Origin of the sequence: Pseudomonas frigoris (genome assembly GCF_047758635.1) — a bacterium.
GTDB classification, from domain to species: domain Bacteria; phylum Pseudomonadota; class Gammaproteobacteria; order Pseudomonadales; family Pseudomonadaceae; genus Aquipseudomonas; species Aquipseudomonas frigoris.
Window position 1 is genome coordinate 224,492 of sequence record NZ_CP180479.1, and the last position, 19,696, is coordinate 244,187.

18 protein-coding genes and 1 pseudogene are annotated in these 19,696 nt (G+C 59.3%); 14 read left to right on the forward strand and 5 right to left on the reverse strand.

Annotated features, from left to right (window positions below; all coding sequences use genetic code 11):
- Nucleotides 1-10: 10 nt before the first annotated feature.
- The gene (gene betC, locus ACMXYH_RS01040) at nucleotides 11-1,525 is read right to left on the reverse strand and encodes a choline-sulfatase (protein ID WP_415766030.1); all 1,515 of its coding nucleotides are present in this window, start codon (nucleotides 1,523-1,525) and stop codon (nucleotides 11-13) included.
- 114 nt (nucleotides 1,526-1,639) lie between these two features.
- On the opposite strand from betC, the gene ACMXYH_RS01045 reads away from it, so the two are divergent.
- Complete coding sequence (locus tag ACMXYH_RS01045; protein WP_415766032.1) at nucleotides 1,640-2,590, forward strand: choline sulfate utilization transcriptional regulator; 951 nt, start codon at nucleotides 1,640-1,642, stop codon at nucleotides 2,588-2,590.
- Between the two features lie 105 nt (nucleotides 2,591-2,695).
- On the opposite strand, the gene ACMXYH_RS01050 is transcribed toward ACMXYH_RS01045, so the two are convergent.
- Nucleotides 2,696-3,361, reverse strand: coding sequence for an NAD(P)-dependent oxidoreductase (locus tag ACMXYH_RS01050; protein WP_415766033.1), 666 nt, complete (start codon nucleotides 3,359-3,361; stop codon nucleotides 2,696-2,698).
- 81 nt (nucleotides 3,362-3,442) lie between these two features.
- Here ACMXYH_RS01050 and ACMXYH_RS01055 point away from each other — a divergent pair, with 81 nt between their 5' ends.
- A complete protein-coding gene (locus ACMXYH_RS01055) occupies nucleotides 3,443-3,769 on the forward strand; it encodes a DOPA 4,5-dioxygenase family protein (RefSeq protein ID WP_095126792.1) in 327 nt (108 codons plus the stop codon).
- A 5-nt stretch (nucleotides 3,770-3,774) separates the two neighbouring features.
- Here ACMXYH_RS01055 and ACMXYH_RS01060 read toward each other — a convergent pair whose 3' ends face one another.
- On the reverse strand, nucleotides 3,775-4,176 hold the full coding sequence (locus ACMXYH_RS01060) for a GFA family protein (RefSeq protein WP_129439706.1): 402 nt from the start codon (nucleotides 4,174-4,176) through the stop codon (nucleotides 3,775-3,777).
- A 319-nt stretch (nucleotides 4,177-4,495) separates the two neighbouring features.
- Between ACMXYH_RS01060 and ACMXYH_RS01065 the strand changes: the two genes are divergently transcribed.
- Both ACMXYH_RS01065 and ACMXYH_RS01070 read left to right on the forward strand, forming a co-directional pair.
- Nucleotides 4,496-5,803, forward strand: a complete 1,308-nt coding sequence (locus tag ACMXYH_RS01065) for a CitMHS family transporter (protein WP_415766034.1) — start codon at nucleotides 4,496-4,498, stop codon at nucleotides 5,801-5,803.
- A gap of 85 nt (nucleotides 5,804-5,888) precedes the next feature.
- Nucleotides 5,889-6,656: a TerC family protein gene (locus tag ACMXYH_RS01070; RefSeq protein ID WP_415766035.1), complete on the forward strand. Its 768-nt coding sequence runs from the start codon at nucleotides 5,889-5,891 to the stop codon at nucleotides 6,654-6,656.
- A gap of 179 nt (nucleotides 6,657-6,835) precedes the next feature.
- On the opposite strand, the gene ACMXYH_RS01075 is transcribed toward ACMXYH_RS01070, so the two are convergent.
- Entirely contained in the window at nucleotides 6,836-7,084 is a 249-nt protein-coding gene (locus ACMXYH_RS01075) for a DUF6124 family protein (protein ID WP_129439700.1), read from the reverse strand.
- A 474-nt stretch (nucleotides 7,085-7,558) separates the two neighbouring features.
- Here ACMXYH_RS01075 and ACMXYH_RS01080 point away from each other — a divergent pair.
- The 10 genes and pseudogenes from ACMXYH_RS01080 (at nucleotide 7,559) to ACMXYH_RS01125 (ending at nucleotide 18,210) form a co-directional block, all read left to right on the forward strand.
- Nucleotides 7,559-8,055 (forward strand): annotated as a pseudogene (locus tag ACMXYH_RS01080) (PAAR domain-containing protein).
- Between the two features lie 18 nt (nucleotides 8,056-8,073).
- Entirely contained in the window at nucleotides 8,074-9,231 is a 1,158-nt protein-coding gene (locus tag ACMXYH_RS01085) for a DUF2515 family protein (RefSeq protein ID WP_415766036.1), read from the forward strand.
- A complete protein-coding gene (locus tag ACMXYH_RS01090) occupies nucleotides 9,231-9,866 on the forward strand; it encodes a hypothetical protein (RefSeq protein WP_415766037.1) in 636 nt (211 codons plus the stop codon). The genes ACMXYH_RS01085 and ACMXYH_RS01090 overlap by 1 nt, the downstream gene beginning before the upstream one ends.
- A 284-nt stretch (nucleotides 9,867-10,150) precedes the next feature.
- Entirely contained in the window at nucleotides 10,151-11,809 is a 1,659-nt protein-coding gene (locus ACMXYH_RS01095; protein ID WP_415766038.1) for a Na/Pi cotransporter family protein, read from the forward strand.
- A gap of 195 nt (nucleotides 11,810-12,004) precedes the next feature.
- Entirely contained in the window at nucleotides 12,005-13,393 is a 1,389-nt protein-coding gene (locus ACMXYH_RS01100; protein ID WP_134421130.1) for a M16 family metallopeptidase, read from the forward strand.
- Nucleotides 13,394-13,613: 220 nt separating this feature from the next.
- Complete coding sequence (locus ACMXYH_RS01105; RefSeq protein ID WP_415766039.1) at nucleotides 13,614-14,645, forward strand: DUF5924 family protein; 1,032 nt, start codon at nucleotides 13,614-13,616, stop codon at nucleotides 14,643-14,645.
- Nucleotides 14,646-14,698: 53 nt separating this feature from the next.
- Entirely contained in the window at nucleotides 14,699-15,847 is a 1,149-nt protein-coding gene (locus ACMXYH_RS01110) for an ABC transporter permease (protein WP_415766040.1), read from the forward strand.
- Nucleotides 15,844-16,647: an ABC transporter ATP-binding protein gene (locus ACMXYH_RS01115; RefSeq protein WP_415766041.1), complete on the forward strand. Its 804-nt coding sequence runs from the start codon at nucleotides 15,844-15,846 to the stop codon at nucleotides 16,645-16,647. Before ACMXYH_RS01110 ends, ACMXYH_RS01115 begins: the two co-directional genes overlap by 4 nt.
- Nucleotide 16,648: 1 nt before the next feature.
- Complete coding sequence (locus ACMXYH_RS01120) at nucleotides 16,649-17,587, forward strand: MlaD family protein (protein ID WP_415766042.1); 939 nt, start codon at nucleotides 16,649-16,651, stop codon at nucleotides 17,585-17,587.
- On the forward strand, nucleotides 17,584-18,210 hold the full coding sequence (locus ACMXYH_RS01125; RefSeq protein WP_415766043.1) for an ABC-type transport auxiliary lipoprotein family protein: 627 nt from the start codon (nucleotides 17,584-17,586) through the stop codon (nucleotides 18,208-18,210). Before ACMXYH_RS01120 ends, ACMXYH_RS01125 begins: the two co-directional genes overlap by 4 nt.
- Nucleotides 18,211-18,329: 119 nt before the next feature.
- Here ACMXYH_RS01125 and ACMXYH_RS01130 read toward each other — a convergent pair whose 3' ends face one another.
- Entirely contained in the window at nucleotides 18,330-19,559 is a 1,230-nt protein-coding gene (locus tag ACMXYH_RS01130; protein ID WP_415766044.1) for a nucleoside recognition domain-containing protein, read from the reverse strand.
- Between the last annotated feature and the right edge of the window lie 137 nt (nucleotides 19,560-19,696).

A 19,696-nucleotide genomic window follows, 5' to 3' on the forward strand; every position in this document is an offset into this window, starting at 1 on the left:
CCCCTTAACATTATTGGTTTTGGCAGGGTTGTGGATAACGTGCTTTACGCTCCAGATCGTCGAGGTCGATGTGGTTGCGCATGTACTGCTGACTGGCGTCCACCAGCGGCTGGTGATCCCAGCTCTTCAGTTTGCCGATGGTTAACGCATCGGCGACAAAACGTCGGCGCCGTTGGCTGGCGAGCACTTGTTGGTGGATCGCCGGGATATCCCATTTGGCACGGGCTTCGGCGAGAAATTCATCGAAAAGCGGCCGATGTTGCGGCGATTGGCTGAGCTCTTCCTGTTCACGCGGGTCGTTGTGTACGTCGAAGAGTAGGCAAGGGTCGTCTTCGCTGTAGATGAATTTGTAGGCGCCGCGACGAATCATCATCAACGGGCTGATGGTGCCTTCAGCCATGTATTCGCCGAAGACCTCGTCATGACCGCCCTGCCCTTGCAGGTGCGAAACCAGTGAGCGGCCATCCAGCGGCAACCCAGGCTCCAGCGACCCGCCGGCCAGTTCCACGAAGGTCGGCAACAGATCGGCAGTGGAGACCGCCGCGCTGACCCGGCCAGCGCCGAATTGCCCCGGCGCACTGATCAACAGCGGCACGCGGGCGGCCATTTCGTACCAGTGCATTTTGTACCAGAGACCACGCTCGCCGAGCATGTCGCCGTGGTCGCCGGAGAACACAATGATGGTGTCGTCGATCAGGCCGGTTTCTTCGAGTGTTTGCAGGAGTTTGCCGACGTTGCTGTCGATATAGCTGCACGCACCGAAGTACGCCCGGCGCGCATCGCGAATCTTATCCACAGGCAGCGGTTTGTCCCACAGGTCGTAAACTTTGAGCAAACGTTGGGAGTGCGGATCAAGTTCGGTCTGCGCCGGGGTTTCGGGCAATGGGATATCGGCGTCGTCGTACATGTCCCAGAAGGCCTTGGGAATGGTGTACGGGTCGTGTGGGTGAGTCATCGAAACGGTCAGGCAGAACGGCTGATCGCCATCCTCACGAATGTGATCGAACAAATACTGTTGGGCCTTGAACACCACTTCTTCGTCGAAATCCAGTTGATTGGTGCGTACGCACGGCCCGGCTTGCAGCACCGAAGACATGTTGTGAAACCAGGTTGGACGCACGTCTGGCTCGTCCCAGTTCACAGACCAGCCGTAATCGGCCGGGTAGATGTCGCTGGTCAGGCGTTCTTCATAGCCGTGTAGCTGATCCGGGCCACAGAAATGCATCTTGCCCGACAGTGCGGTGCGGTAGCCGAGTCGACGCAAGTAGTGGGCATAAGTCGGTACATCGGCGGGGAAATCGGCCGCGTTGTCGTAGGCGCCGATCTTGCTCGGTAACTGACCGCTGACCAGGGTAAAACGCGACGGCGCGCACAGTGGGCTGTTGCAATAGGCGGCGTCGAACACCACGCCTTGGGCGGCGAGGCGGCTGAGATTAGGCAGTTTGATGGGCGAAGGGCCGTAGAACGGCAACATTGGCGCGGCCATCTGATCGGCCATGATGAAAAGAATATTCTTGCGCTTCATGTGATCGCGGCATTCCATAGTGAATATTTATGCGAGAGTGCTGCGATCGAGCATGTAGCCCATGCAACTTGTGGTAAAGCCCATGCGCGGCAATGACTAGGATAAGCACAGCTTATGTATGACGCCCTTGGTGATTTGTCTCTGGATTTGCTTCGCGCCTTTGAAGCGGCGGCCCGTCAGCGCAGTTTCACGGCTGCCGCGGTAGAGCTCGGCACCACGCAACCGGCCATCAGCCAGCAGATCAAGCGGTTGGAAGAACAACTCGGGACGCGGCTGTTCGACCGGATCTATCGTGGCATCGAATTGACCGAGGCCGGAACGATCCTGTTTGAGCAGGTTCAGCTCGGATTGCAGAATATCGATGCAGGATTGAGCGCGATCAGTGCACAGCACCAACATGAAGTGTTGCAGGTCGCCACCGATTTCGCCTTCGCCGCGTATTGGCTGATGCCGCGCCTGCACCGCTTCCATGCCGCCAATCCTCAGGTGGATGTCAGCCTGGTCACCAGCGAACGCAGCCTCAACATGCTGCGCACCGATATTGATGTGGCGGTGTTGTTTGGTGATGGCCGATTCAAGCAGGGCGAAAGCCATTGGCTGTTCAACGAAGAAGTCTTTCCGGTGTGCAGCCCGCTGCTGTTGAAGGATCGTCCCCTGCCCTTGCCATCCCAGTCATTGCTCGAGTTCCCGCTGCTGCACCTTCGAGGCGAAAACAGTAGCAACTGGTTCGACTGGAGCGGCGTATTTCGGGAGTTGGGGATCGCTTCGGCACCTGCGCCTGGGCAATTGCGCTTCGACAATTACACGTTGCTGATCCAGGCGGCAATTGGCGGCCAGGGCGTGGCCATCGGGTGGCGGCACCTTGTGGATAACTTGCTGGCGCAAGGTTTGTTGTGTCGACCGATTGCGGAAACTGTCATTTCCAGGCTCGGCTATTACGTGGTCCTGCCCCAGCGAAAAAGGCGTGGTGCGCTGATTCAACAGTTTGTGGACTGGCTGATGGCCGAGCAGGCCAGCAGTGCGCAATCGTTGAATGGCCTGCCGTTGCCGTCGATTGCCGTTTAGAAGCGAAAAGTTCGCAGCCTGCGGCAGCTCCTACAGTGGGCCGCGCATGGCAAAGATCGATGCCGATACGCGGAGCCCTGTAGGAGCTGCCGCAGGCTGCGATCTTTACGGCTCTGAAGTCGCAACGAAATTCACATGCTCACCGACATGCAGGTTCAACCGCAACTCATCGGCAATCCCCACGGCCACCCGGCTCAACCGTTCAAGCGGTTCGGCGAGACCCGGCTCCAGGCTGCTGCTGACGTGGCTGAAATGCTCGATGGTCAGCCCGGCCACACCGCGCGGCGCATTCACCAGCGTCCAGTGCAAGGTGCTGCTTTGCAGGGCCTCGCGGATTTCTTCGGCGGCGTGGCGTTGCAGTCGATCTTCGATCTCCGGATCGTCCAGTACCTCGAAATCTCCGACCAGAAACAGCCGGGCAATCCCTGAGGCCTGCATGCCATCGATCAGAGCATCCACCGCCAGCACTTGCTCGACCGGGCCGGGCACGATGGATTTTTCCACGTGCTCGCTGTTCATCGGCAATCCGGGTGCATCCAGGAGACAGATCACCGCCGAACACCCGGCGACGCTCTGCTTGACTCGCTTGGCGTCGAACAAATCACCGGTCTTGGTCCGCAATCCCGGGCGCGGCGCGAGCGCCGTCAAATCATCGAGAATCGCGATCACTTCATGTTGGCGCCGCAGCATTTCAGCCATCAGCGCACTGCCCAGGCTACTCATGGCACCATAAAGCACCACTTTCACCACCGGGGTTTCGGCATTTTTCATGGCCGTGCTCCGTTCTTCCTACCTATATGGCGTGTGACCTGTGGGAACAACGCCGGTTCGACTCGGTTCAGAGGCTTTCAAATGCAGCGGATCAAGGGCTACCACGCCCATGTTTATTTCGACGCCAGCACCCTTCCTCAGGCGCGAGCCTTGTGTGAGCAGGCGGCGCAACTGTTTCCAGTGAAAATGGGTCGCGTCCATGAACGCCCGGTGGGCCCGCACCCGGATTGGAGCTGCCAGTTGGCTTTCGAGCCGCAATACATCGGCGACGTGCTGCCCTGGCTTGCGCTCAACCGCAAGGGTTTGGTGGTGTTCCTGCACCCGGACACCGGCGACGATCTGCTCGACCACACCGAGCACGCCATCTGGATGGGCGCGATTCGGCCACTGGATCTGTCTATTTTTTGATCAGTTTACAACTGTTCCTCAGCTTCGCCGGGCAAATGTTCATCCAGATGCAGCCAGGGCAGACGGTTGTCCGTCCAGATATGCCGTTGGGCGGGTGCCTGCTCGGGATGATCGAGGGTGGCGATGGTCACGTCGATGCTGTCCGGGCTCAGGTGCGTTGACAGCGCCAGCTGCGCCCCACAGTTGCCGCAAAAATACCGCACGCAGGTTGTTGAAGAGTCGTACTGCGCGGGTATCCCCTTCACCCATTCAAAGGCTGACGCGGGCAGGGTGATCCAGGTGGTCACGATCCCGCCGCTGACCCGTCGGCAAATCGAACAATGACAGTGGGCGATGTCGTGCAAAGGCCCACTGAATTGATAGCGCAGATGTCCGCAGTGGCAGCCGCCTGTATGAATTTCGACCATGTTTTGTCCTCCTGCCCTGCTTTCAGGGACTTTGACCCCGCCCGACGACCGGTTGCACATCTGGTCAATGCTTTCATCCGCGAAAGCTGGGTGAAAGCTTCCCCGATTAGGATCGCCCCCACTACCGGCAACAGACCGGTCGGCCAATGCCAGTGTTTTATCGCTCGCACAGCCCATTTAACAACAACAATGGTGATCCTGATGTCCTCTGCTACCCGCCACTTCGCTGTCACTCCGCCCATACGCCTCGTGCTTCCCGTTCTGCGCTGACCCACCCGGTTCGCCCATTCCCTAGCCGCGCTATGCCTGGAGTATTCCCATGCTGACTTTCCTTGGCTTTGCCATGGTCATCACGTTCATGTTCCTGATCATGACCAAGCGCCTTTCCGCGCTGATCGCTCTGATCATCATCCCGATTCTGTTCGCGCTGTTCGGTGGTTTTGCGCCGAAGATCGGCCCGATGATGCTCGAAGGCATCACCAAGCTCGCACCGACCGGTGTGATGCTGATGTTCGCCATTCTGTACTTCGCCCTGATGATTGACTCCGGCCTGTTCGACCCGGCCGTGCGCAAGATCCTCAAACTGGTCAAGGGCGACCCGTTGAAAGTTTCGGTCGGCACCGCCGTACTGGCGCTCGTCGTCTCCCTCGATGGTGACGGCGCGACCACTTATATGATCTGCGTGGCCGCCATGCTGCCGCTCTACGCCCGCATCGGCATGAGCCCGCGGATCATGGCCGGCCTGATCATCCTCGCCGGTGGCGTGATGAACATGACGCCATGGGGCGGCCCGACCGCTCGTGCGGCCAGTGCGCTGCATGTGGACCCGTCCGACATCTTCGTACCGATGATTCCGGCGATGGCTTTCGGCGTTGTGGCAATCCTCTTGATTGCCTACTTCTATGGCAAGCGTGAGCGTGCGCGCCTGGGTGAGCTGCACCTGGTGGGCGATGAAATAGACCACAGTGAAATCACCGTTTCGCAATTCCCGGATGCCCGTCGTCCGAATTTGATCTGGTTCAACGGCGCCCTGACCCTGGCCCTGATGTGCACCCTGGTTGCCGGTCTGTTGCCGATGCCTGTGCTGTTCATGGTGGCGTTCAGCATCGCGATGATCGTCAACTATCCGTGCCTGCAACAGCAGAAGGACCGCGTCGCGGCCCACGCCGGTAGCGTGCTGGCGGTGGTCGGTTTGATCTTCGCGGCCGGTATCTTCACCGGTATCCTGTCGGGCACCGGCATGGTCGATGCGATGTCGAAAAGCCTGTTGGCGGTCATCCCGGACTTCCTCGGCCCGTACCTGGCGGTGATCACTGCACTGGTGAGCATGCCGTTCACGTTCTTCATGTCGAACGATGCATTTTATTACGGCGTGTTACCGGTACTTGCGGAAGCCGCCAGCCATTACGGTATAACCGCGGTTGAAATGGCACGTGCCTCGATCGTCGGTCAGCCCGTCCACCTGTTGAGCCCGCTGGTACCATCGACCTACCTGTTGGTGGCCCTGGCCGGTATCGACTTCGGTGATCACCAGCGTTTTACCCTGAAGTGGGCAGTGCTGGTTTGCATGTGCATACTGATCGCCGCCTTGCTGATGGGGATTTTTCCGCTGTTCAGCACTCTATAAGCCCAAGACTCACCATGACGGGTCCAGGCTTTGTTGTTTGAAGCCCGGGCCCTTCGTGGTTTAACACATCCACAAAGGAATACACATGGAATGGCTGACCAACCCTGAAATCTGGGTTGCCTTCTTCACCCTGACCGCCCTGGAAATCGTCCTGGGTATCGATAACATCATCATGATTTCGATCCTGGTCAGCCGCATGCCCAAGCACATGCAACAGCGCACCCGGATTTTCGGCCTGGCACTGGCCATGGTTACGCGGATTCTGTTGCTGCTGTCGATCACTTGGGTTATGCGCCTTACCGCCGACTTGTTCGAAGTGTTCGGCCAGGGTATTTCCGGGCGTGACCTGATCCTGTTCTTCGGTGGTCTGTTCCTGCTGTGGAAGAGTTCGCAAGAGATGTATCACGCGCTGGAAGGTGAAGACGAAACCAATGAGCAGCCTGGCGGCAAGGGCGGCAACTTCCTCTACACCATCATTCAGATCGCGATCATCGACATCGTGTTCTCGCTGGACTCGGTTATCACCGCTGTGGGCATGGTGTCCCACGTACCGGTCATGGTCGCGGCGATCGTCGTTGCCGTGCTGGTGATGATGTGGGCTTCCGGCACCATCAGCGAGTTCATCGACAAGCACCCGTCGCTGAAGATGCTGGCGCTGTCGTTCCTGTTGATCGTCGGTACTGTGCTGATTGCTGAATCCCTCGACGTTCACGTGCCAAAAGGCTACGTCTACTTCGCCATGGCGTTCTCGCTGGCGGTGGAAGCGATCAACATCAAGATGCGCACCGCGATGGCGAAAAAGCGCAAGCAGCAGGATCCAGTGAAGCTGCGCAAGGACATTCCGGGTCAGTAACCCTGATGTCTTTCAGTTAGTACACAAAACCTGTGGGAGCGAGCTTGCTCGCGATGAGGCCATCACATTCAACATTGATGTTGACTGAGAGGCCGCTATCGCGAGCAAGCTTGCTCCCACATTTTTTTGCTCAATCAACAGGTATTTGGGACAAGCCCTCTGACTTCAGAGCTGAGTGATTACCCTGGCGGATCGAGGTTATCCAGCACCCGATTCACCGCCAACTCCCCCAACATGATGATCTGCTGAATCCCCAGCAGGGTGTTGCGCTGAGAACCTTCCAGAAAGCCGGCAAAATCACTGGCCATGACGCTGGCCGACGCTAACGATTCGCAGGCGTGAGCGAGCAGGGTTTCATTATCGACCTTGGGGTCGATGAGGAAGATGGTGCTGGGTTTGCGCGGAGGGTTGGGTGTGACTTTGAACATAGGGACTTTCTCCAGTATGGCCGCAACCCGTTCGCTACTAATACGAAAGGGTGGCAGCTGTGCACAGGTTAGTAGACCGGCAAAGTCACCTAAAACACCCGGCGCGCCCGAGGGCGCCCTATGCACAGCCACCATCAAGCGCAGGCGGATACCTGACTGGATGACGCTTGTACAACCGAGATGACTGGCCGGGCTACTAAACCCGATCACTGATGGTCAGCGACGGGAACCACGTTATCGACAGGCCTCTAGGCGCACAAGCCGGCGGATTCTGGCGTAACCGTAGGCAACGGCGCAAGGCGTTGTAGCCTCCGAGAAGTAACTCTGGGTGTCATTAAACATGTGTCGTAGAGCGCGTGAATCACATCAACGCAGTTGAAGAATTAGCCGACAGCTCTTTCCAAAGGTTGACGCACAGAGTTCTGGTGTTTAGCGTCCCCCGCTCGCCTCAAACGACAATGACAAGGAATGCATATGTCTGGAAAACCGGCCGCACGTCTCACGGATCCGACCACCTGTCCCCTTCCCGGCCACGGCACTAACCCGATTGCCAGCGGTTTCCCGATGTCTTTTTCAACGGTCTCGCCGCCGCTCGGGTCAGCGACAAATGCACCTGCGGCCAGGCCCTCAGCGGTGGATTCTCTTCAACGGTGTTCATCAACGGCCTGAACGCTATCACCCTCGACAGCACCGCTAGTCACGGCGGCGTGGTGATCGGCGGCTCTGGCAACGTCATCATCGGCAGCAGTCACACCCCCGAGCCATTCATTCCGCCCTTGCCGATCATCGGCCAACCCTTGGTCGAATTCAAAGCCGTCAGCGCCGGCAATGGCGAACCGATCGCCGCACAAGACTACGAAATAGAAACCGCCGAAGGCCGCATCGTCAAAGGCCAGACCAACGCCCTGGGCATGACCCAAAGCGTCGCCACCTTACAGCCCGACCTCGCCGTAGTCCGCTGGACCGTCTGAGCCTCAAGGAAGAATGAAATGACCGGACAATGCATCGCTCCAGACGATCTGGACATGAAAAAACTCTGGGATAGCACCTGCGAACTGCCCGCCTGCAAACGCGAAACCACCAAGGGCGGTCCCAACCCGAAAACCCGTGTCGAAGTGCCGTTGCTGACCTGTAACTGCCTCTGGCGCAGGTTTCAGAAAGAAGTCGAAGAATGGGTCGCACCGGGCGGCGTACTGATTGCCGACCCGCAAGCTCGCAACCGCAAGATCAACGCCGCGTATGCGCAGTTGTGGCTGGCGGATAACCGGTTTCAGTGGGCGGGGTTGGCGGCGTTTGCTTCCAAGCAAGTGGGGTGTGGGTTGATTCATGCCACCAAATTGCAAACCGCTATTGCGGCGCAAAAGGCGGCGCAAGAGAAACTGCGGACGGGTAAGTCGGAAACCATTTTCGAAGGGCTCGGATTCAAGCTCAGCAAGACTGATCCAGAAATCGAGAAAGAGTTAGCGAACGCCAAAGCGGCCAATCCTCTTCCTACTGATGATATTACCTTCGGCGACAGCTCCCGTTCCGCTGTTCCGCAGCAGTTGGACTACGTGTATGAAATGCTTGCCCTCGGTAACACCTCACTGTTTCTGGATGTTTATCCGCTGCATCGATTTTTTATGGTGCGGGGCTATAAGGAAATGGAGAAATGCTTGAAGAGCCGTCGCGGCATTCTGAAAGATGTGATGTGGCCGATTGCAGGGAAGGTGGAGTTTGGTGTTGATGCAGGCGAGATATATCGGACCTTTGAAGCCATTGATGGCGGCGACATTGCCGAGAGCGTAAGGCAGATGGCGCGTCATGAACAATTGAATATCTTGCAACCAGCCATGTACGAGGACACCCACTTCGCAGCGCTGATGCGTAGCACGCACGCAGGTAACTATGTGTCTGTGGTAACAGGGTTGATGTCCGGCGCGGCAGAAGAAATTCAATTAACGCTGGCTAGTCAATGTAAAGCACCTGATAGCAGGCAGGTTTCATTTTCCAAGAACCCTGTGGCTAATCTTGCGGACAAAGATCAGCGGATGGAGTTCGTATTACGTGCAGCCAGTCAATTTGACAATTTGCTTAAAAATCCCGCAACTCGTGCTCAGTTGAAGCAATCGATTACGGACATTGCCAATGGAGGCGGGATCAAGTGATGAAGTTTTCACGTCGAGCGCTGATTATCGCGACTGGGTCAGTTGTCTTATTGGCGGGTGCTATAGCGTATTTCATGTCCAGTTCCGCCACGCTCTATGCCCATGTCGGCAAAGCATATGCCGAGGTCGTCAAAGACTCTGCTTTCCCCGTCGAGCGCCAAACCGCGGTTTACCCAAGCGAACCTCCCGAAGTTGACTCCACCTGGATAAGCAGTCCGGTCGTCATTACGTTTGATGATCCTGAACATGGCTTTACCTTGCCCCAAACCATCTACGGGGCTGTGGGTTACAACAAGGGAAAAGTGGATGGCATCACTACGTCTCCGATGGTGGAGACGCTACCTTTCGCCCAAACAGCAAAACTGTTGGGCGAGCTGCAATCCATGTTCAAAAAGACCGGTTGGACACCTGAGTTGGCTGAAGGTAACGACTGGATAAAAGTATCGAGTGATGAAGAGAAACGACAGTTACAAGCCAAGCTGTTTGATCAGGCTGATGGAGTAATTCTTCTGATTCCCAACAAATACAGTCTGTTACTGCACATCAAATGCTACGCCCGCTGTGATGAGCGAGACGCCGAAACAGCCAGGTATCTGATCGACATAGGGCTGAGCAGGGATCATTTCAGCGATTGAGTTCTCCCCCCGATTTTAGGGCTGCTGCGCAGCCCAGCGGGAGCAAGCTCCCTCGCCACAGGTTATGGTCGCGTAACCTTTCAACTGAGGGGCTGAGATCTATGGGCCCCTTTCTCACCTCGGCATCAACCTGTTTTCATGACAGTTTTGTTTCAATCGCTTCTTTAGCTGTGCGATGCTGGCGCGCAGACCGTTAGCCAACTACAGCTTAAGTACAGAACGTAGAAGAACGCGCGGCACCGTCAACTTGCCCCTTTGGGGCGCTACCACCACAGGGGGCCTGCATGCTCACCCTGCTCAATTTGTTATCTGCCGTGGCCTTGTTGATTTGGGGCACGCACATCGTCCGAACCGGCATCCTGCGGGTCTACGGTTCAAACTTGCGCCACGTGATTGGCCGGAACATGTCCAAGCGCTTGCTGGCGTTCATCTCGGGGATCGTCGTGACAGCGATGGTCCAGAGCAGCAACGCCACCGCCATGCTCGTCACCTCCTTTGTCGGTCAGGGCCTGATGGCGCTGACCCCGGCCCTGGCGACGATGCTCGGGGCCGATGTCGGTACCGCGCTGATGGCGCGGGTGCTGACCTTCGACCTGTCATGGTTGTCACCGCTGCTGATCTTTCTTGGGGTGATTTTCTTCCTGTCGCGCAAACAGACCCGGGTCGGACAGATGGGCCGGGTCAGCCTCGGCCTGGGGCTGATCATCCTGGCGCTGCAACTGATCGTCGAGTCTGCCGCGCCGATTACCCAAGCCCAAGGCGTGAAGGTGATTTTCGCCTCGCTGACCGGCGACATCTTGCTGGATGCCCTGGTCGGCGCGTTGTTCGCAATGGTTTCCTACTCCAGCCTGGCCGCCGTCCTGCTGACCGCGACCCTGGCCGGTGCCGCAGTGATCAGCCTGCCCGTGGCCATCGGCCTGGTGATCGGCGCCAACATCGGCAGCGGCATCCTCGCCTTCCTCAGCACCAGCATGCAGAACGCGGCCGGCCGCCAGGTGGCGTTGGGCAGCCTGCTGTACAAGCTGATCGGGCTGTTGCTGATCATCCCGGTACTCGACCCGTTGGTGCACTGGATCGACAGTCTGGACTTCAGCCCTCAGGAAATGGTCATCGGCTTTCACCTGCTCTACAACACTGCGCGCTGCCTGATCTTGCTGCCTAGTGTCGGGCCGATGGCCAGGTTCTGTGCGTGGGTGCTGCCGGAGCGCCCGCAAGTCAACGGCACCGCCAAACCGCGGCATCTTGATCCAACAGCGCTGGTCACGCCCAGCCTGGCGCTCGCGAATGCCGCCCGGGAAACCCTGCGCATCGGCGACCTGATCGACAACATGCTCGAGGCCATGCTCGACGTGCTGAACGGCAAGCAAACCGCCGTTACCCAGGAAATGCGGCGCCTGACCGATGATGTGGAATCGCTCTACGGTGCGATCAAACTGTATCTGGCGCAAATGCCCCGCGAAGACCTCAGCGAGCAGGACAGCCGGCGTTGGGCGGAAACCATCGAGCTGGCGATCAACCTTAAACTCGCCAGCGACCTCATCGAACGCATGCTGCGCAAGGTTCAGCAGCAGAAAACCTCGCAGCGCCGGTCCTTTTCCGAGGTAGGCCTGGAAGAGTTGGCGGGGCTGCACAGTCAGTTGATATCCAACCTGCGCTTGGGGTTGTCGGTGTTCCTCAGTGCCGATAAGGAAACTGCCCGCCAGTTATTGCGTGAGAAACGTCGCTTTCGCGCACAGGAACGCCGCCTGGCCCATGCTCACGTCAGCCGATTGCAACGTAAGATCGTGCAGAGTATTGAGACCAGCTCGTTGCACCTGGAGTTGATTGCCGACATGAAGCGTCTGAATTCGCTGTTTTGCAGCAGCGCCTATGTGGTGCTGGAAACTTCCGACACCGGCGCCCTGGCGGTCGACGAATTCGCTGACATCACGCATTCACCTTGAACGTCTGGCGGAGTGGTCAGTCAGTAACATTGATTCAGCATAAAGGCCGCCTTCGCGAGCAGGCTCGCTCCCACAGTGGATCTTCGGTGTACTCGGAAATTGTGTCCGACTCAGATCACCTGTGGGAGCGAGTCTGCTCGCGAAGGCGTTCTGGCTGACGACACGGATCTCCGATTGGTTGCCTGGAAACTCGTTATGCGTTGTTTGTTGTTCGCCTGTCTGTTGCTTGGCTCATTCCCTTCATTTGCCCTGGATCGCTTTCAGGTCGAGGGCTATACGCTGCCCAACGGCCTGCAATTGCTGCTCAAACCCGGCACCGAGCGTGGGCATGTGGCGATTCGTCTGGTGGTCGGCGTCGGCATCGATGATTTCAGTTGCGCTGACAAGGAGTTGCCGCACCTGCTTGAGCACTTGCTGTTCAGCGGCATCGACGCCACGGGCGAAGGCGGGCTGGAAGAGCGCATGCAGGCCTTGGGTGGCGAGTGGAACGCCTACACCAGCAACGCCGACACGACGTTCGTCATTGAAGCCCCGGCGAAAAACCAGCGCAAGGTCCTCGACCTGCTGCTGGCGCTGCTGACCCAGACCCGAATCGACGACAACGCCATCAACGCCGCCAAACAAGTGGTCGAGCGCGAAGACGGCGGCCATTACTCGCACCTGCAACGCTGGCTGGATCGCCAGGATCTTGGCCACACGGCGAGTAATCAGCTGGCGGTGGAACTGGGCCTCAAATGCCCCGAGCGGCCTGAGGTCGATCACCTGACCCGCGAACAAGTGGAGACGGTACGAAAGGCCTGGTACGCGCCCAACAACATGACCCTGATCGTCGTCGGCGACCTTGAGCGCTTGCTGCCGGCCTATCTGGAACGGACTTATGGCGCGCTTGAAGCGGTCGACCCGACTGATCACCCGCCCCTGCCGGCCATCCAGGCCAGTGCTGCACATGAGCGGACCCTGAGTCACGGTTTTGTCGGCGGCAGTGCCAAGTTGCATTGGCTGGTGCCAGAGCCGGTGCTGGAAGACCAGCACGACGAAACCTTCGACTTGCTCAAGGACTATCTGGACTGGGCGCTCTACCGCCAGCTGCGCCTGACTCATAGCTTGTCCTACGGGCCTTCGGCCGAGCGCGAGGTGTTTGGCGGTGTGGGCTTCATGAGCCTGAACGCAGACCTTGAGCGCGATGACGTGTCCAAGGCCGAAAAGGTGCTGGATGATCTGAAGGCTGGGTTGCTCAGGGACGGTCTCAATGCCAACACCTTCAACCGCCTCAAGCAGGCCGCCATCGCCCGCCAGGCCTGGGCCGTGCAAGGCAACAGCGCGTTGGCCGATTATTACTGGAGTGCCCTTGGGGACTACGAGGACGGCCGTTTCGCCAACCCAGCCAAGGAACTGCAAGGGGTCACGCTGGAGGAGGTGAACAAGGCCATGCGTGAGTTGCTCATGCAACCGGGGTATTTACGCATCGAGAAACCGCTGATGAGTGATGACCAGTTGATGTGGGCGATTGGCGGGGTGTTGGGGCTCATCGTATTGATGCTGCTGGGTTGGCGCTTGCATCGAAGGGCACCACGAACCGTGTAGCAGCTGCCGAAGGCTGCGTTCGGCTGCGAAGCAGTCGCAAATCCGTTACGTCAGATATATCTGATGGACCGCGTTGAATGGTTTACGACTGCTCCGCAGCCGAACGCAGCCTTCGGCAGCTGCTACACGGGTTTTGTGATCGGACCGCAGCCCCTCGCCACGCCGACCCACGGCGGTTACCCTGTCGGGGATTTTTCCCACGACTATTGCGAACCGCCGAATGCCTACTCTGACCCTATACGTCCAGCGCATCCTGGAATTGATGAAGCGCTACCCAGGGGTCATTGCGCTCGGTGGTTTCATTTCCGGGGTCGGCAGCTTCATTCTGGTGGATCGCCAGCAAGGTCTGGCGACCTGGATTACCACCATCATGCTGGTCAGCTGGATCTGGCTGATGCTGGAAAACAGCCTCACCAAGCTGTTCGCCAGGATCTTCAAACGCGAAATACCCCAGCCTCTGCTGCGTTACGCCACGCAGATGATCCACCAGGAAAGCCTGTTCTTCGTCCTGCCGTTCTTTTTTATCACCACCACCTGGAACAGCGGCCAGCTGTTCTTCACCGGTCTGCTGGGCATAGCCGCGCTGATTTCCATCATCGACCCGCTCTACTACAAATGGCTGGCCCCCCGGCGCTGGGCGTTCCTGGCGCTGCACACACTGACGCTGTTTGCTGCACTGCTGACCGCCCTGCCCGTCATCCTGCACCTGACCACCGCTCAGAGCTTCAAACTGGCCCTGGGCATCGCCGTCGTGCTGTCGTTCCCGAGCCTGGCATCGATCTTCCCGATTCGTACCGTGCGCAATGCGCTGGCGATTTTGAGCATCACCGTGGGTATCGGTGGCGTTGGCTGGGTGCTGCGTTCGTGGGTTCCGCCGGCGACGCTGTGGATGACCGACGTGGCCATCAGCACGCAAATGCAGGACCGCACACCTGGCAAGAGTCTGGAAGAAGTCAGCGCTGACCAGATCCGTGGTGACGGGCTATATGCCTACACCGCGATCAACGCCCCGCGCGGTCTGGATGAGCGGATCTACCACGTGTGGCAGTTCAACGGCAAAGAGGTCGACCGCATCCCGCTGGATATCCACGGCGGGCGCAAGGAAGGTTACCGGGCCTGGACCCACAAGCAGAATTTCCCCGGCAACCCTGCGGGTAAATGGCAAGTTCGGGTGTTGACCGAAGATGGCCAGGTCATCGGTGTGTTGCGCTTCGTGGTAAAGGACAACAAGCCTGCGACTGCCGCAAAGTAACCCGTTCGTGCTATTACGTAGAGCTGCGTAATAGCCGATAAAGCACGGAGCTTATGACCAGCAGCACAATGGCCGGTAGCGCCCGACTGGACACCTCTCACTCCCCTGCTCAGTTGCGGGTAACGGGTGACTGGACGCTTGCCCATTACGCCGATCTCAAGCACCTGAGCGAAAAGCTCCGCGGCCAATACGACGACAGCACTCACATCGACCTCAATGGCCTCGGCGCGCTCGACACCGCCGGTGCGTCGCTGCTGGTGGAGTTGCTGGGGTCCGAGCGTTTGGGCCGATCCGCCGAACACCCCGATTGCACACTGTCCTCGGCCGACCGTGCCTTGTTGCAGACCGTCTATTGCTCGCTGACCGACTTCTGCGTGCCGATCAAGGAACCGGAAATCAGCGTCGGCATTCAACTGCTGACCCGCATCGGCCGCGCGGTCGACGCGATCTGGCAGGACACCCTGCAACTGCTGGGTTTCGTCGGCCTGATTCTGGAAACCATCGCCCGCAATCTGTTTCGCCCCAAGCGCTGGCGCATTACGCCGATGGTGGCGCACATCGAACAGACCGGCCTCGACGCCGCCCCCATCGTCGCCCTGCTGACCTTTTTGGTGGGCGCCGTGGTGGCGTTTCTCGGGGCGACGGTGTTGGCGAGTTTTGGCGCGAGTATTTTCACCGTGGACCTGGTGGCGTTCTCCTTCCTGCGCGAATTCGGTGTGTTGCTGACCGCGATCCTGATGGCCGGCCGCACCGCCAGTGCGTTCACCGCGCAGATCGGCTCGATGAAAGCCAACGAAGAAATCGACGCCATCCGTACCTTGGGCCTGGACCCGATGGAGCTGCTGGTGGTGCCGCGAGTCTTGGCCCTGCTGGTCGCGCTGCCGATGCTGACCTTTCTGGCGATGCTCTCGGGGATTGTCGGCGGCGGTGTGGTTTGCGCGGTGGCGCTGGATATCTCGCCAGCGATGTTCCTGTCGCTGCTGCAAACCGACATCGGTGTTCAGCACTTTTTGGTGGGGATCGTCAAAGCGCCGATCTTCGCGTTCCTGATCGCCGCCATCGGCTGTCTTGAAGGCTTCAAAGTCAGCGGCAGCGCCGAGTCCGTCGGCGCGCACACCACGTCCAGCGTGGTCCAGTCTATTTTCGTGGTGATCGTGCTCGACGCCGTGGCCGCGCTGTTTTTCATGGAGATGGGCTGGTGAGTCGACTACCCCGAGCGCCCTCTGAGGCGGTGATCGAAGTCCGTGGGCTGTGCAATCGCTTCGGCAGTCAGAGCGTGCATGAGAACCTCGATCTGGATTTGTACAAGGGCGAAATCCTCGCCGTGGTCGGCGGTTCCGGCAGCGGTAAATCGGTGCTGTTGCGCAGCATCGTCGGGTTGCGCCAGCCCAGCGAAGGGGGGGTGAATGTCTTCGGCAAAAACCTGCCGACGCTGTCTGAACACGAGCGCTCGATGGTCGAACGGCGCTTCGGCGTGCTGTTCCAGAAAGGCGCCCTGTTCTCTTCGCTGACCGTGACCGAGAACGTCGCCCTGCCCCTGATCGAGCATGCCGGTTTGAGCCGAGAGGACGCCGAACACCTGGCGGCAGTGAAAATGGCCTTGGCCGGGTTGCCGCTGTCGGCGGCCGACAAGTACCCCGCTTCGCTGTCCGGCGGCATGATCAAGCGTGCGGCACTGGCCCGGGCGCTGGCGCTGGACCCGGACATCCTGTTTCTCGACGAACCCACCGCTGGCCTCGATCCGATTGGCGCGGCCGCGTTCGATCAATTGATCCTGACCCTGCGCGATGCGTTGGGCCTGAGTGTTTTTCTGGTGACCCACGACCTCGACACGCTCTACACCATCACCGACCGCGTGGCGGTGCTGGCGCAAAAGAAAGTGCTGGTGGCGGATGCTATCAGCAAGGTGTCGGAAACCGACGATCCGTGGATTCACGAATACTTCCATGGCCCTCGCGGCCGCGCGGCGCTGACCGCCGCTCAACAGCTTAAGGAGGTCTGACATGGAAACCCGAGCCCATCATGTATTGATCGGCCTGTTCACCGTGATTGTGGTGGCGGGCGCCCTGCTCTTCGGCTTGTGGCTGGCCAAGTCCAGCGTCGACACCGAGTTCAAGGATTACGAAATCGTCTTCAACGAGGCCGTCAGCGGCCTGTCGAAGGGCAGCGCCGTGCAGTACAGCGGGATCAAGGTCGGCGACGTGGTGACCCTGCGCCTGGACCCGAAAGACCCGCGCCGGGTGCTGGCACGGATTCGTCTGGGTGGTGATACGCCGATCAAGGAGGACACCCGGGCCATATTGGCGCTGACCGGGATCACCGGCACCTCGATCATTCAGCTCAGCGGTGGTACACCGCAGAGTCCGAAGCTCAAGGGCAAGGACGGTGAATTACCGACGATTATTGCATCGCCCTCGCCTATCGCTCGCTTGTTGAACGACAGCGGCGACCTGATGGCTGGCGTGAACATGCTGATGCATAACGCCAACCAGATGTTTTCCTCGGACAACGTCGAGCGCATCAGCAATACCCTTGAGCATCTGGAGCAAACCACCGGCACCATCGCCGACCAACGCGGCGATATCCGCCAGGCGATGCAACAACTGGCCTCGGTCGGCAAACAGGCCGGCGCCATGCTGGAACAGACGTCGGCGCTGATGCGCAACGCTAATGGCATGCTCAACGATCAAGGCAAGCAGGTGTTTGGCAGTGCCGAGCAGGCGATGAAGTCGCTGGAGCAGAGCAGCGCGACCATCAACAAGCTGCTCACGACCAATCAGGATTCGCTCAACAGCGGCATGCAAGGCCTCAATGGTCTGGCTCCGGCGGTGCGTGAACTGCGCGACACCCTGACGTCGTTGCGGGCTATTTCCCAGCGTCTGGAAGCCAACCCCACCGGTTATTTGCTGGGTAATGACAAGAACAAGGAGTTCACGCCATGAAGCTGACTCACCTCGCCCTCCTCGCCGGCTTCATTGTGCTCAGCGCCTGCTCGATCCTGCCCAAGTCCGAGCCGTCCGATGTCTATCGGTTGCCTTCGGCCCAGAGCAGCGCATCGGCCAGTCACGGGACGCCGCAGCGCTGGTCGTTGCGTCTGACCAAGCCGCAGGCCAGCGAAGCCTTGAACAGCCCGAAGATCGCCGTGATCCCTCAAGGTGACCTGATCAGCAGCTACAAGGCTTCGCGCTGGAGCGACCCGGCACCGGTGTTGCTGCGCAATCGTCTGTTGGATGGTTTCCAGCGTGATGGTCGGGTGACATTGCTGAGCACCGACGACAGCAACTTCCAGGCGGATCTTGAACTGGGCGGTAGCCTGCAGGCATTCCAGACTGAATACCAAGGAACGAACGCGAGCGTCGTCGTGCGTCTGGATGCGTTGCTGGTGCGCGGTTATGACCAGCGAATCCTTGCCAGCCGACGCTTTGAAGTGCGCCAGCCGTTGAGTGATGCGAAGGTGCCAGCGGTGGTGGCCGGGTTTGGCCAGGCCAGTGACCAGTTGACGGCGCAGGTGGTGGCTTGGGCGGTGGAGCAAGGGCAGAAAGTCGCGCCACCGCTCAGACCTTGAGGCCAACGCAAACCCAATGTGGGAGCGGGCTTGCTCGCGAAAGCGGAGTGTCAGTCGACATCAATGTTGAATGACATACCGCTTTCGCGAGCAAGCCCGCTCCCACAAGGGTTTTGTGGTTAGCCAAAGAACCAGTAGCAAACCCCGATCGCGCCGAGAACGCCGGCAAACTCCGCCAGCAACGCACACCCTACCGCATGCCGCGCCCGCTGGATCCCCACCGCGCCGAAGTACACCGCCAATACATAGAACGTCGTTTCGGTACTGCCCTGAATCGTCGCCGCCACTAGCGCCGGGAAGCTGTCCACGCCAGACGTTTTCATGGTTTCGATCAGCATCGCCCGGGCGGCACTGCCGGAGAACGGCTTGACCATGGCCGTCGGCAGCGCATCGACGAAGCGCGTGTCCCAACCGGCCCATTCCACCAGATGCCGGATCCCGTCCAGGCCAAAATCCAGCGCTCCGGATGCCCGCAGCACGCCGACAGCACACAGCATCGCCACCAGATACGGCAGCAGGTTCTTGGCCACGTCGAAGCCTTCTTTGGCGCCTTCGACGAACGCTTCGTACACCTTCACCTTGCGCAGCGCGCCAATCACCAGAAACAACATGATCAGCCCGAACAGCGTCACGTTGCCGAGGATCGATGACAGGCCGGCCAGAGCGGTCGCTGAGAGCGTCGCCAGCAGCGCCATGAAGGCACCGAGGGCTAGGGCGCCGGGAATCAGGTACGCGAGCACCACCGGGTCCCACAGGCGCAGACGCTGCATGAACGCCACCGACAGCAGGCCGACCAATGTCGAGCAACTGGTGGCGAGCAGGATGGGCAGGAACACCAGGGTCGGATCGGGTGCACCTTGCTGGGCGCGGTACATGAAGATCGTCACCGGTAGCAGGGTCAGGGAAGAGGCGTTGAGCACCAGGAAGAGGATCTGCGCGTTGCTGGCGATGGTGGCGCTGGGGTTGAGCTCTTGCAGCGCCTTCATGGCTTTAAGGCCGATCGGCGTGGCGGCGTTATCCAGGCCCAGGCCGTTGGCGGCGAAGTTCAGCGTGATCAGGCCAATGGCTGGATGCCCGGCCGGCACTCCCGGCATCAGCCGCAGGAACAACGGGCCCAGCGCTTTGGCCAGCCACTCGACGATCCCTGCCTTCTCGGCAATCCGCAGAAAGCCCAGCCAGAGCGTCAGGGTGCCGAACAACAGGACCATGACTTCGACCGACAACTTGGCCATGGCGAAAATGCTTTCCACCATCGCCGCGAAGATCCCGGCGTTACCGCCGATCAGCCATTGCGCCAGTGCCGAAACGGCAGCCACGATGAAGAAGCCAAGCCACAGGCCATTAAGCATCAGTCAAATCCCCCGAAGAATGCGGCGAATGATAGCGGGGTAGCCAGAAACGACAAACCCCGGATTTCTCCGGGGTTTGTTTGTGCGATATACGCGGACCAGTGTGGGAGCGAGCTTGCTCGCGAATACGGAGTGTC

What these genes read in the sequence shown, in the direction of transcription:
- betC (WP_415766030.1), bottom strand. Translation starts at nt 1,525, where the DNA reads ATGAAGCGCAAGAATATTCTTTTCATCATGGCCGATCAGATGGCCGCG.
- ACMXYH_RS01045 (WP_415766032.1), top strand. Translation starts at nt 1,640, where the DNA reads ATGTATGACGCCCTTGGTGATTTGTCTCTGGATTTGCTTCGCGCCTTT.
- ACMXYH_RS01050 (WP_415766033.1), bottom strand. Translation starts at nt 3,361, where the DNA reads ATGAAAAATGCCGAAACCCCGGTGGTGAAAGTGGTGCTTTATGGTGCC.
- ACMXYH_RS01055 (WP_095126792.1), top strand. Translation starts at nt 3,443, where the DNA reads ATGCAGCGGATCAAGGGCTACCACGCCCATGTTTATTTCGACGCCAGC.
- ACMXYH_RS01060 (WP_129439706.1), bottom strand. Translation starts at nt 4,176, where the DNA reads ATGGTCGAAATTCATACAGGCGGCTGCCACTGCGGACATCTGCGCTAT.
- ACMXYH_RS01065 (WP_415766034.1), top strand. Translation starts at nt 4,496, where the DNA reads ATGCTGACTTTCCTTGGCTTTGCCATGGTCATCACGTTCATGTTCCTG.
- ACMXYH_RS01070 (WP_415766035.1), top strand. Translation starts at nt 5,889, where the DNA reads ATGGAATGGCTGACCAACCCTGAAATCTGGGTTGCCTTCTTCACCCTG.
- ACMXYH_RS01075 (WP_129439700.1), bottom strand. Translation starts at nt 7,084, where the DNA reads ATGTTCAAAGTCACACCCAACCCTCCGCGCAAACCCAGCACCATCTTC.
- ACMXYH_RS01085 (WP_415766036.1), top strand. Translation starts at nt 8,074, where the DNA reads ATGACCGGACAATGCATCGCTCCAGACGATCTGGACATGAAAAAACTC.
- ACMXYH_RS01090 (WP_415766037.1), top strand. Translation starts at nt 9,231, where the DNA reads ATGAAGTTTTCACGTCGAGCGCTGATTATCGCGACTGGGTCAGTTGTC.
- ACMXYH_RS01095 (WP_415766038.1), top strand. Translation starts at nt 10,151, where the DNA reads ATGCTCACCCTGCTCAATTTGTTATCTGCCGTGGCCTTGTTGATTTGG.
- ACMXYH_RS01100 (WP_134421130.1), top strand. Translation starts at nt 12,005, where the DNA reads ATGCGTTGTTTGTTGTTCGCCTGTCTGTTGCTTGGCTCATTCCCTTCA.
- ACMXYH_RS01105 (WP_415766039.1), top strand. Translation starts at nt 13,614, where the DNA reads ATGCCTACTCTGACCCTATACGTCCAGCGCATCCTGGAATTGATGAAG.
- ACMXYH_RS01110 (WP_415766040.1), top strand. Translation starts at nt 14,699, where the DNA reads ATGACCAGCAGCACAATGGCCGGTAGCGCCCGACTGGACACCTCTCAC.
- ACMXYH_RS01120 (WP_415766042.1), top strand. Translation starts at nt 16,649, where the DNA reads ATGGAAACCCGAGCCCATCATGTATTGATCGGCCTGTTCACCGTGATT.
- ACMXYH_RS01125 (WP_415766043.1), top strand. Translation starts at nt 17,584, where the DNA reads ATGAAGCTGACTCACCTCGCCCTCCTCGCCGGCTTCATTGTGCTCAGC.
- ACMXYH_RS01130 (WP_415766044.1), bottom strand. Translation starts at nt 19,559, where the DNA reads ATGCTTAATGGCCTGTGGCTTGGCTTCTTCATCGTGGCTGCCGTTTCG.